This is a genomic window from Mycobacterium sp. (assembly GCF_047975165.1).
GTDB lineage: Bacteria > Actinomycetota > Actinomycetes > Mycobacteriales > Mycobacteriaceae > Mycobacterium.
In genome coordinates this window covers 1-16,216 of record NZ_JBKECZ010000006.1, presented here as the reverse complement: position 1 = coordinate 16,216, position 16,216 = coordinate 1, and the positions used below count along the sequence as shown (strand labels likewise).

15 protein-coding genes and 2 pseudogenes are annotated in these 16,216 nt (G+C 66.8%); 14 read left to right on the top strand and 3 right to left on the bottom strand.

Annotated elements, in window-relative coordinates; genetic code table 11:
- Positions 1 to 111: 111 nt before the first annotated feature.
- The 8 genes and pseudogenes from hrcA to era all read left to right on the top strand — a co-directional run bounded on the left by hrcA (position 112) and on the right by era (position 7,951).
- On the top strand, positions 112 to 1,143 hold the full coding sequence (gene hrcA, locus ACK5M9_RS00515) for a heat-inducible transcriptional repressor HrcA (RefSeq protein WP_416891255.1): 1,032 nt from the start codon (positions 112 to 114) through the stop codon (positions 1,141 to 1,143).
- Between the two features lie 102 nt (positions 1,144 to 1,245).
- Positions 1,246 to 2,388 (top strand): molecular chaperone DnaJ, encoded by a 1,143-nt coding sequence (gene dnaJ, locus ACK5M9_RS00510; RefSeq protein ID WP_416891254.1) that lies wholly within the window; start codon positions 1,246 to 1,248, stop codon positions 2,386 to 2,388.
- Between the two features lie 15 nt (positions 2,389 to 2,403).
- On the top strand, positions 2,404 to 3,165 hold the full coding sequence (locus tag ACK5M9_RS00505; RefSeq protein ID WP_416891253.1) for a 16S rRNA (uracil(1498)-N(3))-methyltransferase: 762 nt from the start codon (positions 2,404 to 2,406) through the stop codon (positions 3,163 to 3,165).
- 107 nt (positions 3,166 to 3,272) lie between these two features.
- Positions 3,273 to 3,992: pseudogene (locus ACK5M9_RS00500) on the top strand (PhoH family protein); the annotation flags it as partial.
- Positions 3,993 to 4,835: 843 nt separating this feature from the next.
- Positions 4,836 to 5,174 (top strand): annotated as a pseudogene (locus ACK5M9_RS00495) (PhoH family protein); the annotation flags it as partial.
- Between the two features lie 37 nt (positions 5,175 to 5,211).
- Positions 5,212 to 5,745: an rRNA maturation RNase YbeY gene (gene ybeY, locus ACK5M9_RS00490; RefSeq protein WP_416891252.1), complete on the top strand. Its 534-nt coding sequence runs from the start codon at positions 5,212 to 5,214 to the stop codon at positions 5,743 to 5,745.
- Positions 5,742 to 7,034 carry a hemolysin family protein gene (locus ACK5M9_RS00485; RefSeq protein WP_416891251.1) on the top strand — a complete coding sequence of 431 codons (1,293 nt, stop codon included), beginning with the start codon at positions 5,742 to 5,744 and terminating at the stop codon, positions 7,032 to 7,034. Before ybeY ends, ACK5M9_RS00485 begins: the two co-directional genes overlap by 4 nt.
- Positions 7,031 to 7,951 (top strand): GTPase Era, encoded by a 921-nt coding sequence (gene era, locus ACK5M9_RS00480; RefSeq protein ID WP_416891250.1) that lies wholly within the window; start codon positions 7,031 to 7,033, stop codon positions 7,949 to 7,951. The genes ACK5M9_RS00485 and era overlap by 4 nt, the downstream gene beginning before the upstream one ends.
- A gap of 72 nt (positions 7,952 to 8,023) precedes the next feature.
- On the opposite strand, the gene ACK5M9_RS00475 is transcribed toward era, so the two are convergent.
- On the bottom strand, positions 8,024 to 9,502 hold the full coding sequence (locus tag ACK5M9_RS00475; protein ID WP_416891249.1) for an amidase: 1,479 nt from the start codon (positions 9,500 to 9,502) through the stop codon (positions 8,024 to 8,026).
- 61 nt (positions 9,503 to 9,563) lie between these two features.
- On the opposite strand from ACK5M9_RS00475, the gene recO reads away from it, so the two are divergent.
- Genes recO through ACK5M9_RS00460 form a run of 3 tightly spaced genes read left to right on the top strand, consistent with a single transcriptional unit; the run spans position 9,564 to position 11,687 of the window.
- Positions 9,564 to 10,361 carry a DNA repair protein RecO gene (gene recO, locus ACK5M9_RS00470; RefSeq protein WP_416891248.1) on the top strand — a complete coding sequence of 266 codons (798 nt, stop codon included), beginning with the start codon at positions 9,564 to 9,566 and terminating at the stop codon, positions 10,359 to 10,361.
- The gene (locus ACK5M9_RS00465; RefSeq protein ID WP_416891247.1) at positions 10,354 to 11,247 is read left to right on the top strand and encodes a decaprenyl diphosphate synthase; all 894 of its coding nucleotides are present in this window, start codon (positions 10,354 to 10,356) and stop codon (positions 11,245 to 11,247) included. The genes recO and ACK5M9_RS00465 overlap by 8 nt, the downstream gene beginning before the upstream one ends.
- A complete protein-coding gene (locus ACK5M9_RS00460; protein WP_416891246.1) occupies positions 11,247 to 11,687 on the top strand; it encodes a hypothetical protein in 441 nt (146 codons plus the stop codon). The genes ACK5M9_RS00465 and ACK5M9_RS00460 overlap by 1 nt, the downstream gene beginning before the upstream one ends.
- 59 nt (positions 11,688 to 11,746) lie before the next feature.
- Here the strand turns inward: ACK5M9_RS00460 and ACK5M9_RS00455 are convergent, their stop codons facing one another.
- Together ACK5M9_RS00455 and ACK5M9_RS00450 are read right to left on the bottom strand one after the other, a co-directional pair.
- The gene (locus ACK5M9_RS00455; protein ID WP_416891245.1) at positions 11,747 to 12,139 is read right to left on the bottom strand and encodes a Fur family transcriptional regulator; all 393 of its coding nucleotides are present in this window, start codon (positions 12,137 to 12,139) and stop codon (positions 11,747 to 11,749) included.
- Positions 12,136 to 12,531, bottom strand: a complete 396-nt coding sequence (locus ACK5M9_RS00450; protein ID WP_416891244.1) for an ArsR/SmtB family transcription factor — start codon at positions 12,529 to 12,531, stop codon at positions 12,136 to 12,138. The genes ACK5M9_RS00455 and ACK5M9_RS00450 overlap by 4 nt, the downstream gene beginning before the upstream one ends.
- Before the next feature lie 211 nt (positions 12,532 to 12,742).
- Here ACK5M9_RS00450 and ACK5M9_RS00445 point away from each other — a divergent pair, with 211 nt between their 5' ends.
- The 3 genes from ACK5M9_RS00445 to ACK5M9_RS00435 form a co-directional block, all read left to right on the top strand.
- Positions 12,743 to 14,149, top strand: a complete 1,407-nt coding sequence (locus ACK5M9_RS00445) for a glycine--tRNA ligase (RefSeq protein ID WP_416891257.1) — start codon at positions 12,743 to 12,745, stop codon at positions 14,147 to 14,149.
- 391 nt (positions 14,150 to 14,540) lie between these two features.
- Entirely contained in the window at positions 14,541 to 15,689 is a 1,149-nt protein-coding gene (locus ACK5M9_RS00440; RefSeq protein ID WP_416891256.1) for a PPE family protein, read from the top strand.
- 283 nt (positions 15,690 to 15,972) lie between these two features.
- Positions 15,973 to 16,216, top strand: a 244-nt coding sequence (locus tag ACK5M9_RS00435) for a PPE domain-containing protein (protein WP_416891243.1), incomplete at its 3' end; no start/stop codon positions are given.

Below are 16,216 nucleotides of genomic sequence, written 5' to 3'. Positions count from 1 at the left end.
CGGCCACCTATCAGCCCGGCCGTCGGGCCGGATCCCGCGGAGACCGTAAAATGTACGCGGCAGCGGGCCATGACTACAGGACCCGCCGGTCTAGATCGAGGAGGTGAGCGGGTGGGCAGTGCCGACGAACGCCGGTTGGCGGTTTTGCGCGCGATCGTCGCCGACTTTGTCGCCACCCACGAGCCGATCGGGTCCAAGTCCCTGGTGGAAAGGCACAACCTCGGTGTCTCCAGTGCGACCGTCCGCAACGACATGGCCGTTCTGGAAGCCGAGGGCTACATCGCGCAGCCGCACACCAGCTCCGGACGGGTGCCGACGGAGAAGGGCTACCGGGAGTTCGTCGACCGTCTCGACGACGTCAAACCGCTGTCGTCGGCGGAACGCCGCGCCATCCAGGGCTTCCTGCAGGGCGGTGTAGACCTCGACGACGTACTGCGTCGCGCGGTGCGGCTGCTGGCCCAGCTGACCCGGCAGGTGGCCGTGGTGCAGTACCCGACGTTGTCGACGTCGACCGTTCGGCACCTGGAAGTGGTCCCGTTGACCCCGGCGCGGTTGCTGATGGTGGTGATCACCGACTCCGGACGGGTGGACCAGCGCATCGTCGAACTCGGCGACATCATCGATGAGCAAGGGCTGTCCCATCTGCGGGATACGCTCGGCCAGGCGCTGGTGGGCAAGAGGCTCGCGGCCGCTTCGGCCGCGGTGGCCGACCTCGCCGGAGGGCTGCACGCGGGAGATCGATTGGGCGACGCGGTCGGCCGGTCGGCGACGGTGCTGCTCGAATCGCTGGTGGAGCACACCGAGGAGCGTCTGCTGCTGGGGGGTACCGCCAACCTGACTCGCAACGCCACCGATTTCGGAGGTTCGCTGCGTCCGGTGCTCGAAGCCCTCGAAGAGCAGGTTGTGGTGCTGCGACTGTTGGCGGCCCAGCAGGAAGCCGGCAAGGTGACGGTGCGGATCGGGCACGAGACGGAGGCGGAGCAGATTGCGGCCACCTCGATGGTGTCCACCGCATACGGCACCCACGACACCGTCTACGGTGGCATGGGGGTGCTGGGGCCGACCCGGATGGACTATCCGGGAACTATGGCCAGTGTCGCAGCGGTTGCCATGTATATCGGCGAAGTACTGGGTGGTCGATGACCGAGTACCGGCACCGGGGACGTATCGGCCGACGCCGGTACGGCATCACCAGGTTTTCCTAAGGTTTGCGCAGAGGTTTTCTTCATCAGAGAGGTTCGGTACGTGGCACGCGATTACTACGGGCTGCTCGGGGTCAGGCAGGGTGCCGGTGACGCTGAGATCAAGCGCGCCTACCGAAAGCTTGCGCGCGAGCTCCATCCCGATATCAATCCCGATCAGGCGGCGCAGGCTCGGTTTCAGGAAATCAGTGCCGCCTACGAGGTCCTGAGCGATCCGGAAAAGCGCCGGATCGTAGACCTTGGCGGAGACCCCCTGGAGAACGCCGCCGGTGGCGGCTTCGGAGGTTTCGGCGGTCTGGGCGACGTCTTCGAGGCGTTCTTCGGGGGCGGGTTCGGCGGAGCCGGCGCCTCGCGCGGTCCTACCGGCAGGGTCCGGCCGGGGTCGGACTCGTTGCTGCGGATGCGCATGGATCTACAGGAGTGCGCGACCGGAGTCACCAAGCAGGTCACCGTCGATACCGCGGTGCTGTGCGATCGCTGTCAGGGCAAGGGCACCAACGGCGATTCGGTGCCCATCCCGTGCGACACCTGCGCCGGCCGCGGTGAAGTGCAGAGTGTGCAGCGTTCGTTGCTGGGCCAGATGGTGACCTCGCGTCCGTGCCCGACCTGCCGCGGCGTCGGCCAGGTCATCCCCGATCCGTGCAACAAGTGCATGGGCGACGGCCGGGTGCGGACCAGGCGCGACCTGTCCGTCAAGATCCCGGCCGGCGTGGCCGAGGGGATGCGGGTCCGGCTGGCGGCCCAGGGGGAGGTGGGTCCGGGCGGCGGGCCGGCCGGCGACCTTTATGTCGAAGTCCACGAACAGCCCCACGACATCTTCGTCCGTCAAGGCGACGACCTGCACTGCCGGGTATCGGTACCGATGGTGGATGCGGCTCTGGGCGTCACCGTTGCCGTGGATGCGATCTTGGACGGGACGAGCCAGATCGTCATTCCGGCGGGCACCCAGCCGGGCGCGACCATCACCCTGCGCGGCCGGGGGATGCCGCACCTGCGGTCCGGTGCGCGCGGGGATCTGCACGTCAACGTCGAGGTGGCGGTGCCCACCCGGCTGGACCAACGCGACACCGAATTGCTGCACGAGCTCAAGAACCGCCGCGGTCGCGACGCAGCAGAAGTCCGCTCCGCGCACGACGCCGGCGGCGGGCTGTTCAGCCGGCTGCGCGAAACGTTCACCGGACGCTGACCTCCGGCGGCGGACATGGTGGCCACCTTGTTCTACGTCGGCCGATTGCCCGACACGGGCGGGCTTGCGGTCGTCAGCGGTGACGAGGGTTTTCATGCCGCTACCGTGCGGCGCATCCGTGCCGGAGAGGAATTGGTACTCGGCGACGGCGCCGGCGAACTCGCCCGCTGCGTGGTGGAACATTCCGGGCGCGACGGTCTCGCTGCCCGGGTGCTGCAGCGCTGGTCCGTCGAGTCCGCTCGGCCGCCGGTGACGGTGGTGCAGGCGCTGCCCAAGTCCGAGCGCTCAGAACTTGCGGTCGAACTCGCCACCGAGGCCGGTGCCGACGCAATCATCGCCTGGCAGGCGGTGCGCTGCGTGGCAGTCTGGGAAGGTCCGCGGCTCGACAAGGGCCTGCGGCGCTGGCGAGCGACGGCACGCTCGGCGGCGCGGCAATCCCGGCGAGCCCATATCCCGCCGGTCGACGGCGTGTTGTCCACCAAGGCGTTGGTTCCGCTGGTCCGCGACCGGGTCGCAGCCGGGGTTCTGGTGCTCGCACTGCATGAATCGGCTATTGACAGATTAGCGGATATATCTGTGGCACAAGCTGATTCGATGATGTTATTGGTCGGCCCGGAGGGCGGAATCGCACCGGAGGAGATCACCGCGTTGGCCGGCGCGGGGGCGGTGACGGTTCGGCTCGCGCCGACGGTGCTGCGCACGTCGACCGCAGCGGCGGTGGCATTGGGCGCGTTGGGGGTGCTGACGGCGCGCTGGGATGCGCCTTCGGGCCTTTGAGACCACGGGTCGGGACCGATGCCTGGCGTTAGACTGGGGTTCGTCGTGCCGCCGCCCGTCGAACGACCTGAGAAGAACGATCTAAGAAAGCAGGCAGCAGAAGCCACGTGACGCCTCGCGAGACCAGCGCTGCCGATGTCGGGATAGTCCGTCGGACCGGCACTGAAGTTCGCCGCAGCCTCGACGTTCCGCCCGATCTCGTGGTGGGCCTGCTCGGTTCGGCCGACGCAAACCTGCGCGCACTGGAGGACGCGCTCGACGCCCGGGTGCACGTGCGAGGAAACACCGTGAGTTTGTCCGGCGAGCCGGCCGATGTCGCCTTGGCCGAACGTACTGTCTGCGAGCTCATCGCGATCACCGACGGCGGCCAGGCGATGACGCCCGAATTGGTCCGACACAGTGTCGCGATGTTGGCCGGCGCCGGTGACGAATCGCCGGCAGAGGTCCTCACCCTCGACGTCCTGTCCCGCCGCGGCAAGACCATTCGGCCCAAAACGCTCAACCAGAAGCACTACGTCGACGCGATCGACGACCACACCATTGTTTTCGGGATCGGTCCGGCCGGGACGGGCAAGACCTACCTCGCGATGGCCAAAGCGGTGCACGCGTTGCAGACCAAACAGGTTACCCGCATCATCCTGACCCGACCCGCGGTGGAAGCCGGTGAACGCCTTGGGTTTCTGCCCGGCACGCTGACCGAGAAGATCGACCCCTATCTGCGGCCGCTGTACGACGCGCTCTACGACATGATGGACCCCGAACTGATATCGAAGCTGATGTCGGCCGGGGTGATCGAAGTGGCACCGCTGGCCTACATGCGTGGCCGTGCGCAACCTGTATCCGCCAACGTGCTTACCCCGCAAGGGTTTCGGCCGATCGGCGAACTTCGGGCCGGGGACTTCGTGATCGCCTCCGACGGGCGTCCGACGGAAGTCCTCGGGGTCTACCCGCAAGGCTACAAAGACATTTATCGCCTTTACGCGAACGACGGGGCGTCGACGCTGGCCTCCGGTGACCACCTCTGGTCGGTCCATACCCTGCTCGACAGGCGGCGGGGGAGGCCGGCCAGGGTGCTGACGACCAAGGAGATGATCGACAGCCTGCGTTCGGCCTACCGCCACCGCTACGAATTGCCGATGCTCAGTGCGCCGGTGGAATTCGAATCGCGGCCGGTTCCCCGCGACCCGTACGCATTCGGGCGGTCGCTGGCGGGCGGCGCAGCGGGGGCCGCGTCCGTCCCGGATGACTATCTGCTGAATTCGGCCGATGTGCGGTTGGCGGTCCTGCAGGGTCTGCTGGACGTCGGTGGTGTTCCGGTCGCTCGGCGCGGCGGTGGCTGTCGCATTCGGTTCACCGCGGCGTCCATCGGGTTGCGGAACTCGGCGGTGTTGCTGGTGCGTTCGCTCGGCGGCATCGTCGATCAGCGGCGCCGGCCGGGACAGGTGGTGCGTGACGGATCGGGTGCCCACACGCTTTGGATCGGGTTGCCCGCGGGATTGCCGCCGTTCCGGATTGCCGGCAAGGCGTCGGACTACGCCGGTGCACGAGGTGACCGGCCGACGCGCCACGTCGACCGGATCGAGCCCGCAGGCACAGAGGAGGCGGTGTGCATCCAGGTGGCTGCCGCGGATTCGCTCTACGTCACCGAGGATTTTCTGCTCACCCATAACACCCTCAACGACGCATTCATCGTTCTCGACGAGGCGCAGAACACCACCGCCGAGCAGATGAAAATGTTTCTCACCCGGCTGGGGTTCGGGTCCAAGGTCGTTGTCACCGGCGATATCACCCAGGTCGACCTGCCGGGCGGGGCCCGGTCGGGCCTGCGGGCCGCGGTTGACATCCTCGAAGATATCGATGACATCTGCATTATCGAATTGACCAGCCAGGATGTGGTGCGCCACCGGCTGGTTGGGGACATTGTCGATGCCTATGCCCGGCACGAAGACCCCGGTGCCCGGGAGGGCCGGGCCGCGAGGCGGGCCTCCGGCGGACGCAGTCGTCGATAGGGTGTGAGCGAGGGCATGGGCAGCATATGAGCGTCTTATGAGCATCGAGGTATCCAACGAGTCGGGCATCGACGTCTCCGAAATCGAACTCGTCAGCGTCGCGCAGTTCGTGATCGCCCGGATGGACGTCAACCCGGCTGCCGAGTTGTCGATGGTACTGCTGGACACCGCGGCCATGGCCGACCTGCACATGCGCTGGATGGATCTGCCGGGGCCGACGGACGTGATGAGCTTCCCGATGGACGAACTGGAGCCCGGCGGCCGGCCCGACGCCCCGGATCCGGGGCCGTCCATGTTGGGCGACATCGCGCTGTGCCCCGAATTCGCCGCGGAGCAGGCTGCCTCGGCGGGCCACAGCCTGGGACATGAGCTGGCGCTGCTGACCGTTCATGGCGTCCTGCATCTGCTCGGCTACGACCACGGTGAGCCGGCCGAGGAGCGGGAGATGTTCGCTCTGCAGGACCGCCTGCTCGAGGAGTGGGTGGCCGAGCAGGTCGAGGCATACCAGTTCAACCGGCAGGAGGAGCGGGACCGCCGGCTGCTGGACAAGTCGAAGTACTTCGACCATTGAGCGGACTGTCGCAACTGCTGGGCGCGATCTCGCTGATCGGTTTGGGTGGTGTGTTCGCGATGATCGACGCCGCCGTCAATACCGTGTCGCCGGCGCGCGTTCGGGAACTGATGCACGACCAGCGGCCCGGTGCGCGGCCGCTGCTGAGGGTGATGGCCGACCGGCCGAGGTACGTCAACCTGGTGGTACTGCTGCGCATCGTGTGCGAGGTCACCGCGACGGTGTTGCTGGTGGTATTCCTGTCCAACAACTACGGCCTGAAATGGGGCATGTTCGGCGGCGCGACCATCATGGTGCTCGTCAGCTTCGTGGCCATCGGCGTCGGTCCGCGAACCGTCGGCCGCCAGCACGCCTACTCCATTTCGCTTGCGTCAGCACTTCCGCTGCAGGCGATCTCATGGTTGCTGATGCCGATCACCCGCGTACTGGTGCTGCTGGGGAACGCGCTGACCCCCGGCCGCGGTTTCCGCAATGGACCGTTCGCATCCGAGATCGAGCTGCGCGAGATGGTCGACCTGGCCCAGCAGCGGGGAGTGGTCGCCGCCGACGAGCGCCGAATGATCGAGTCGGTTTTCGAACTCGGTGACACCCCGGCTCGGGAGGTGATGGTGCCACGAACCGAAATGGTGTGGGTCGAAGGCGACAAGTCGGCTGCACAAGCCATTGCCCTCGCGGTACGCAGTGGACACTCCCGCATCCCGGTGATAGGTGACAACGTCGATGACATACTTGGGGTGGTGTATCTGAAAGACCTGGTTCAGCATGGGGTTTCGGGATCCGACGGGGGGCGTGGAACTCCGGTGTCGAAGGTGATGCGCCCCGCGGTGTTCGTCCCCGACTCCAAGCCGTTGGATGCGCTACTGCGCGAAATGCAGCGCGACCGAAATCACCTGGCGTTACTTGTCGACGAGTACGGCGCGATTGCCGGGCTGGCGAGCATCGAGGATGTGCTCGAGGAGATCGTCGGTGAGATCGCCGACGAATACGACGAAGCCGAGATCGCCCCGGTGGAGGATCTGGGAGACAACCGTTTCCGGGTGTCGGCGAGGCTTCCCATCGAGGATGCCGGTGACCTCTACGGCGTGAAGTTCGACGACGACCTCGATGTCGACACGGTGGGTGGCCTGTTGGCCTTGGAGCTGGGGCGCGTTCCGCTGCCGGGCGCGGAGGTGGAGTCGCACGGTCTGCGGCTACGGGCTGAAGGGGGCCGTGACCACCGGGGACGGGTGCGGGTTGGCACGGTCCTGCTGAGCCCGGTTGCCGCCGAGGGCGCCGGGGATGCCCAATGACTGGGAGGGCTCTGACCGCGAGCAACTTCCATTCGGGCTTTGTCTGCCTGGTGGGCCGGCCCAACACCGGCAAGTCGACGCTCACCAATGCGCTGGTGGGTGCGAAGGTGGCCATCACCTCGAAGCGCCCGCAGACAACCCGTCACACGATTCGCGGGATCGTTCATCGCGACGATTTTCAAATCGTTCTGGTCGATACCCCGGGCCTGCACCGCCCGCGCACGCTGCTGGGCAAGCGCCTCAACGATCTGGTCCGTGACACCTACACCGAGGTGGATGTCATCGGATTGTGCGTTCCGGCAGACGAGCCGGTAGGCCCGGGGGACCGCTGGATCGTCGAGCAGATTCGTTCGGTCGCCTCGCACACCGCGGTGGTGGCCATCGTCACCAAGATCGACAAAGCACCCAGAGAACGGGTGGCCGCGCAACTGCTCGCCGTCAGCCAACTCGTGCCCGAGGCAGCCGAGATCGTGCCGGTTTCAGCGGTTTCCGGTGACCAGGTAGATGTGCTCACCGATGTCCTGGCCGCGCGAATGCCGCCCGGCCCGGCGTACTACCCCGACGGCGAATTGACCGACGAACCCGAAGAGGTGCTGATGGCCGAGCTCATTCGCGAGGCTGCCCTCGAGGGTGTGCGCGACGAGTTGCCGCACTCCCTTGCGGTGGTCATCGACGACGTCGAAGTCCGCGAGGGCCGCGATGATCTTGTCGACGTGCATGCCGTGCTGTATGTCGAGCGGGACAGCCAGAAGGGCATCGTTATCGGCAAGGGTGGCGCCCGGCTTCGCGAAGTGGGTACCGCGGCACGGGGACAGATGGAAAAACTGCTTGGCACCAAGGTGTACCTGGACCTGCGGGTCAAAGTGGCCAAGAACTGGCAGCGCGATCCCAAACAATTGGGCCGCCTGGGGTTTTGAGCCGCCATGGGTTTTGAGACGTGACGTTCCGCCCGGCGTCGCCCCGGGGCCCTGCGAGGCTCGGCGGGGGATCTATCCGGCGTCCGCCACGCTGTCTGCGGAGTCCCACCAGACCTCGGGCTGCTTGGCGGCCCAGCCGCTGACGGCCTCGAGTTCGGCGGCCAGTGAGATCAACATGCCTTCGCTGTTGGCCGGGCCCATCAACTGGACGCCGATGGGCAGGCCGTCGGAAGTGAAACCCGCCGGCACGCTGATCGCGGGCCAGCCCAGCACATTCCATGGCCACGTGTAGGGGCACGCGGCGATGATCGCGCGATCGGTCGCCAGGCTGCCGAGCCGGTCGAAGGCTTCTGCCCGGGGCGGTGGCTGCGCGGTGGTGGGTGCCACCACCACGTCGACGGCGTCGAAGATGGAACCCGCCCGGCGCTGGTCGGCGGTCTCGTGTCGCCGGGCACCGCGTAGGACCGTCTGCGAAAGCAGGAGTCCGGTACGGGCGTTGGCGAGTGTGCGGGGGTCCCAGGTGACGCCGGCGCCCAGCCGCTCCTGCCGTGCCCATACCCCCGCGGTGGACCTGGCCAGAAAGTCCCACGAGAGCCGTAGGCCGTAGTCGGGACTGCCGTCGATCACCGTGTGGCCGAGCGATTCGAGTTGATCGGCCACGTCTTGGGCGGCGGCCAGGATCTCAGGATGCAGCGCGGCCCGGAAGAACGTGTACGGCATACGGGTTGCCAACGCGATTCTGAGCTGCCCCGGACCTTTGGCGATATGGTCGGCGGCGGTCAGCGGGGGAGGTCTGTGCAGGTCTCCGTCGACGTTGCCGGACACCGCGTCCAGCATCAGCGCGGCGTCTTCGACGGTGCGGGCCAGTATGCCGTTGACGGTGAGGCCGTTGAACGACTCCGGGTCCGGCCAGGTGGAGATGCGCCCGCGTTGTGGCTTGATGCCCACCAGATGCGTCCACGCCGCCGGGATACGGACACTGCCGGCGCCGTCGGAGCCGATAGCGGCCGTCACCAGACCCGCGGCCACCGCGGCGGCGCTGCCGCCCGAGGAGCCGCCCGGCGTGTACCCGCGGGACCACGGGTTGCGGGTGTGACCGAAACCCGGCCCGCTGGTGAATGGCCACTGGCCCAGTTCGCAGGTGTTGGTCTTGCCGACGATCACCGCGCCGGCCGCTTTGAGCCGGCGAACGATCTCGCTGTTCTGGGTGGCGGGCGCGACGTATCCGTCGGTTCCGAAGGCCGTCGGGGCGCCGGCGATATCGACGTCGTCCTTGACCGCTATCGGAATACCCAGCAGCGGCGCGGTGTCGCCGGCGGCTCTGCGCCGGTCCGCCTCAGCCGCGTCGGCCAGCGCGGATTCGGTGAGCACCACGCGGAAAGCGTTCAGGGTGGATTGGCTCGCATCGATGTCGCGCAAGCAGTGGCGCACCAGTTCGGTGGCGGTGACGTTGTTGGCCGCCAGATCGTAGAGCAGGTCGGTCAGCGTTGGCATACGCCGGTCACCGGAATCCTTTGGGACCGGTGAACTCGAACCGGAAGTACCGACCACGGGGTACGAGACTATCGGCGCGGGTACCGGCAATGTCGTGGTGGGGTGCGAAACTGTTGTGATGCGGCTGTATCGTGACCGGGCTGTTGTGCTGCGTCAGCACAAGCTCGGCGAAGCCGACCGCATCGTCACCTTGCTGACCCGCGATCATGGGCTGGTCCGGGCGGTGGCCAAAGGTGTGCGCCGCACCCGGAGCAAATTCGGTGCCCGGTTGGAGCCGTTCGCGCACATCGATGCGCAACTGCACCCCGGCCGCAACCTGGACATCGTCACCCAGGTCGTCTCGATCGATGCGTTCGCCACCGACATCGTCAGCGACTACGGCCGCTACACCTGCGGGTGCGCGATGCTGGAAACCGCCGAACGTCTTGCCGGTGAAGAGCGGGCGCCCGCCCCGGTGCTGCACCGCCTCACGGTCAGTGCGCTGCGGGCGGTGGCTGACGGGAACCGGCCCCGCGATCTACTGCTGGACGCCTATCTATTGCGCGCCATGGCCACCGCCGGATGGGCGCCCGCGCTGACCGAGTGCGCCCGCTGCGCCACCCCCGGCCCGCATCGGGCTTTTCACATCGCAGCTGGGGGCAGCGTCTGTGCGCACTGTCGTCCGGCCGGTGCGACAACACCGCCACTGGGGGTGCTGGAATTGATGGCCGCGTTGCACGACGGCGATTGGGAGGCGGCCGAGCTGTCGCCGCACGGGCACCGCAGGTATGTCAGCGGGCTGGTGGCCGCGCATCTGCAATGGCATCTGGAGCGGCAGCTCAAGACGCTGCCGTTGGTTGAGCGCATCCACCAGGACGATCACGGCGTTGCCGACCGTCGTGACGTGCTCATCGGGCGGGTGGGTGAGTGTGGCTAGGAAAGCGGAGCGGACACTGATATCTCCCGGATTCCCGCAACTACCCCCGGTATCGCCGGACTATCCCGTCTTTCCCGACACCTCGACCTGGCCCGTCGTCTTTCCCGAATTGCCGCCGGCGCCGGACGGGGGACCGCGCCGGCCACCACAGCACACATCGAAGGCTGTCGCCCCCCGGATACCGGCTGACCAGTTGCCCAACCATGTCGCCATTGTGATGGACGGCAACGGTCGCTGGGCCACCCAGCGCGGCCTGCGCCGCACCGACGGTCACAAGATGGGCGAAGCGGTTGTGATCGACATTGCGTGCGGCGCGATCGAACTCGGAATCAAGTGGCTGAGCCTGTACGCGTTCTCCACGGAGAACTGGAAGCGCTCGGCCGAAGAGGTCCGCTTTCTGATGGGTTTCAACCGCGACGTTGTGCGACGGCGTCGGGTGATCCTCAACGAAATGGGCGTGCGTATCCGCTGGGTGGGCTCGCGGCCGCGCCTGTGGCGCAGCGTCATCAACGAGTTGGAGATCGCCGAGGAATTGACGAAGAAGAACGACGTCATCACCATCAACTACTGCGTCAACTACGGGGGGCGGGCCGAAATCGCCGAAGCCACCCGTCGGATCGCCGGCGCCGTCGCTGCGGGAAGGCTCAACCCGGACCGCGTCACCGAGGACACCATCTCCCGGCACATGCAGCGGCCGGACATTCCCGACGTCGACCTTTTCCTGCGAACCTCGGGCGAGCAGAGGTCCAGCAACTTCATGTTGTGGCAGGCCGCCTACGCCGAGTTCATCTTCCAGGACAAGCTCTGGCCCGACTACGATCGCCGCGATCTGTGGGCGGCCTGCGAGGAGTACGCGTCGCGCAACCGCCGGTTCGGGAGCGCCTAGTGGCATCGCTGCTGGAACGACTGGCCGCGGTCCTCGCCGACGTCGTCTCCGTCGACGAGGAGGCCGACGATGCGCTGACGGTCCGCCACGACGGCACCTTCGCCTCGCTGCGGGTGGTCAACATCGTCGAGGGGCTCGACGTGGTGGCGCTGACTCAGATGCTGGCCTGGGATCTGCCGCTGACCAAGAAGGTCAGGGAGCTGGTGGCCGGACAGGCACAGGATCTGAACTTCGGTTCGGTGATGTTGCAGGAGCAGCCCGCCTACGCGGTCGGGCACGGCGATACCGCCGGCGGCCGGGCCAAGGCCACCCGGAAGACCGCCGACGTGATGTTGCGCTACAACTTTCCCGGCTCCGGACTTACCGATGACGCGCTACGGACGCTGATACTGCTGGTACTCGACAGTGGTGCCCGGGTTCGCCGCGAGCTGACCGCCTAGCCGCTTAGCCGCCTGGCCGCCACCGGGTGGCTCGGCCGCGTCCGGGTGATAGCCGCTCATCACCGACGGCAGTCCGAGCAGGTGCCGAAGATCTCGATGGTATGGCTGACGTCGGAGTATCCGTGCTGTGCACCCACCTCGGCCGCCCAAGCCTCGACTTCGTGGTCGGCCACCTCGATCGTGGAACCGCAGCTTCGACAGACCAGGTGGTGGTGATGTTGATCCGAACACCGGCGATATACCGATTCCCCGGTGTCGGTACGCAACGTGTCGACGACCCCCGCGGCGGACATCGACTGCAGGGTGCGATAAACCGTGGTCAAGCCGATGTTCTCGCCTCGCCGGCGCAGCTCTTCGTGAAGTTCCTGGGCGGACCGGAATTCGTCGAGGGTTTCCAGCAGGGTGGATATGGCCGCACGCTGACGGGTGGAGCGGAGGCTGGCGGGGGTCATTTCGGGGTGTCCTCGCCGGCGTGGGCCACCGCGTCGACAACGATATGGGCCAGATGGTGGTCGACGAGCCGATAGAGCACTTCGCGCCCGGACCGCTCCCCGGAGACCACTCCGGCCGCCTTGAGGATCTTCAGATGCTGGCTGACCAGTGGCTGGGATACCGCAAGGGCGTCGACCAATTCGTGCACGCAACGCTGGGATTCACGCAACTGTAGGACGATCGCAATCCGTACCGGCGAGGCGAGGGCGCGCAACAATTCGCCGGTGGCGTCCAGGATTTCCCGCGTCGGCGGGGTCGGATAGGTGGCCTGCTCGGCGAAACCGCCTGCGCCGTATTCGTGCAGCGCGGCCACATCGTCATCGGTGGCGGCAGGAGTCGACGGCGATGTCACCGTGTGCGGTCACCCCCTCTTGACGTACTGGGTACTTGTCATACTAGGCATCGGCGTCAATCGAGACGTCCCCGTCCAGGCCCGCGCGGGGATCGACTACACCGTCGGCACGCTTGGGGACGGATCTCCAAGGCGTTGCGGGCCCGCCGCAGGTAATCGCTACCATGGCTGATGTTTCGCGGCCCGCGCTCTGCGCTGCCCGCGTCTGCCGATTCCTCCGAAGGGAGCGCTCGACCCCGTGGCATCCGTAATCGACACCGTAGTCAACCTGGCCAAACGACGGGGCTTCGTCTTCCCTTCCGGCGAGATCTACGGGGGGACGAAGTCGGCCTGGGACTACGGTCCGCTGGGTGTGGAGCTCAAGGAGAACATCAAACGGCAGTGGTGGCGGGCGGTGGTCACCGGCCGAGACGATGTGGTCGGCTTGGATTCGTCGATCATCCTGCCGCGGGAGGTGTGGGTGGCCTCCGGTCACGTGGAAGTGTTCCACGACCCGCTGGTCGAGTCACTGATCACCCACAAGCGGTACCGGGCGGACCATCTGATCGAGGCCTATGAAGCCAGGCACGGGCATCTTCCGCCCAACGGCCTGGCCGATATCCGCGACCCCGAAACCGGTGAGCCAGGCCGGTGGACCGAACCGCGCGAGTTCAACATGATGCTCAAGACCTACCTCGGCCCCATCGAATCCGAGGACGGGTTGCACTATCTGCGGCCGGAAACCGCGCAGGGGATCTTCGTCAACTTTTCCAACGTGGTGACGACAGCCCGCAAGAAGCCGCCGTTCGGCATCGGGCAGATCGGCAAGAGCTTCCGCAATGAGATCACCCCGGGGAACTTCATCTTCCGCACGCGCGAGTTCGAGCAGATGGAGATGGAGTTCTTCGTCGAGCCCACGACTGCCAAGGAGTGGCACCAGTACTGGATCGATACCAGGCTGCAGTGGTACGTCGACCTGGGGATCGATCAGGAGAATCTGCGGTTGTACGAACATCCCGAGGAAAAGCTGTCGCACTACTCCGACCGCACCGTCGACATCGAGTACAAATTCGGTTTCGCCGGCAACCCGTGGGGTGAGCTGGAAGGCGTGGCGAATCGGACGGACTTCGACTTGTCGACGCACTCGAAGCACTCCGGTTCCGAGCTGTCGTTCTACGATCAGGCCGCCGACACCCGTTACACCCCGTACGTCATCGAGCCGGCAGCGGGGCTGACCCGCTCCTTCATGGCGTTCCTGATCGACGCGTACACCGAGGACGAAGCGCCCAACGCCAAGGGCGGAACGGACAAGCGCGCGGTGCTGCGGCTGGATCCCCGGCTGGCGCCGGTCAAGGCCGCGGTATTGCCGCTGTCCCGCCACACTGATCTGAGCCCCAAAGCGCGCGCCTTGGCCACCGAGCTGCGCAAGTTCTGGAATATCGACTTCGATGACGCCGGTGCGATCGGCCGGCGCTACCGCCGTCAGGACGAGATCGGTACGCCGTACTGCGTCACGATCGATTTCGACTCCCTGGAGGACAACGCCGCCACCGTGCGCGAGCGCGACACGATGACCCAGGAGCGGGTTGCCGTGGACAGGGTTGCCGACTACTTGACTCTGCGCCTCAAGGGCGGTTGATTCCCGGACTCGGGGCCGGCCGGTGAGCCGCGCACCGCGGCCCGAGGCCGACCCGAACCCGCCCATGGCGATCCCGCTGGCTGCGGCGCCAGGTGTTATTGCGAGTATCAGGTGGCCGATGACGTCGGGCGCGGGGACTTCGGCAGAGTCGCCCGAGCGTGATTCCCCGGATCGGCATCGGGCAGGCGGGTGCTTGGCCGGGGCGGATGCCGCAGCGGCCTGAATAGCGATTATTTGAGCCCCGGGCGCGCCGGCGTCGTTTCGACGGCGGGCAAATCAATGTTGGAGATTTCACGAAAGCCGGTACCATGGATCCGGATCATCGTAGAGTCGGTTGGTGAACTAGCTCACACGTCCGAGTGGCTGCCGCGGCTGACAGGTTGGGGATTCGCTGATGTTGGATTTTGCGTGGTTGCCGCCGGAGATCAATTCGGCGCGGATTTTCACCGGGGCGGGGTCGGGGTCGTTGCATGCTGCTGCGGCGGCGTGGGAGGGTTTGGCGGCGGATCTGGCGACGTCGGCGAGTTCGTTCGATGCGGTGATCGTGGGGTTGGCCAGTGGGCCGTGGGCGGGGCCGGCGTCGGCGGCGATGGCTGCGGCGGGTGCCCCGTATGTGGGGTGGCTCAGTGATGCGGCGGCCAAGGCGTCGGCGGCGGGTGCTCAGGCGGCGGCGGCGGCGTCGGCTTTTGAGGCGGCGTTGACCGCGACGGTGCATCCGGCGGCGGTGGCGGCCAATCGGGTGTCGTTGGTGTCGTTGGTGTCGACGAATTTCTTCGGGCTCAACACGCCGGCGATCGCGACCAACGAGTTCGACTATGTGGAGATGTGGGCCCAGGATGTGGCCGCGATGCTGGGCTATCAGTCGGGTGCGACGGCGGTGGCCGAGGGTGTGGTGCCGTTCGACTTGGCGGGCCTGGCGACCATGGTCAACGGCCAGTTGGTGGATATCGCGGCACCGGTGACCGCGGCGCTGAGCCCTGGGTTGGAGGGCGCGCTGACCGGTGTGCAGTCGATGGCTGCGGGGTTGCCGGTGGACCAGGTGCTGGGGTACGCGATGATGGCGATGAATCCGGCGAGCATGATGATCGGCCCGTTGATGCAGGTGGGGCAGACTGCGGGTCTCGGTACGGCGGAAGCGGCTGGTCTTGCCGCGGAGGATCTGGCGCTCATGCCGAAGTTCGTCGGGGACGCTGAGCCGCTGGCGGGATTGGGTGCGGCTGGCCTGGGTGGGGGGATGGCCGGTGATTTGGGCAAGGCGCATCTGGTGGGTGCGATGTCGGTGCCGCCGACCTGGGAGGGTTCGGTGCCCAAGGGGATGGCCAGCTCGGCCATGGCGGGCTTCGGTGCTCTGCCCGCCGAGGCGGCGGCGATGGGGGCGATGGGCGGCAGGGCCGGCATGATGCCGATGCCGATGCCGATGCCGATGGGTGCTGGCGCCGGGGGTGCGGGGATGCCCGGTGGCCCGCTGGGCAGGGGCGGTGCGGCCGCGCAGGTACTGCAGAGTCGCCCGAGCGTGATCCCCCGGATCGGCATCGGGTAGGCAAATCCTGCTTTTGTGATCTTGCGCATTTCCACCTGACTGGGCGCCGGACGTCGAATACAATGCTCGGCAAGCGACAAATCCGATTTTAGTGGCGTGGCGCCCGGTGTTTGAGGCGTTGGCGCCGAGCGTTCGACCCAGGTCAGTTTGAATTCCGGTCCGAAGGTTAGTTTGAACGCCGGTGTCCGAATCCGAACGGGCCTGGAGCCCCGCTGTGACTTGGCTGCGCGTGCAGGATCACAGCAGTACGTGTGCCAGTGTCGTTCAATGACAGGTTGGGGTTGTGATGTTTGATTTTGCCTGGTTGCCGCCGGAGGTTAATTCGGCGCGGATTTTTGCTGGGGCGGGGTCGGGTCCGTTGCATGCTGCTGCGGCGGCGTGGGAGGGTTTGGCGGCGGATCTGGCGACGTCGGCGAGTTCGTTCGATGCGGTGATCGTGGGGTTGGCCAGTGGGCCGTGGGCGGGGCCGGCGTCGGCGGCGATGGCTGCGGCGGGTGCCCCGTATGTGGGGTGGCTCAGTGATGCGG

Coding starts and splice junctions, on each gene's coding strand:
- ACK5M9_RS00455 (WP_416891245.1), bottom strand. CDS start 12,139: ATGACCCCCGCCAGCCTCCGCTCCACCCGTCAGCGTGCGGCCATATCC.
- ACK5M9_RS00505 (WP_416891253.1), top strand. CDS start 2,404: ATGGTGGCCACCTTGTTCTACGTCGGCCGATTGCCCGACACGGGCGGG.
- ybeY (WP_416891252.1), top strand. CDS start 5,212: ATGAGCATCGAGGTATCCAACGAGTCGGGCATCGACGTCTCCGAAATC.
- recO (WP_416891248.1), top strand. CDS start 9,564: ATGCGGCTGTATCGTGACCGGGCTGTTGTGCTGCGTCAGCACAAGCTC.
- era (WP_416891250.1), top strand. CDS start 7,031: ATGACTGGGAGGGCTCTGACCGCGAGCAACTTCCATTCGGGCTTTGTC.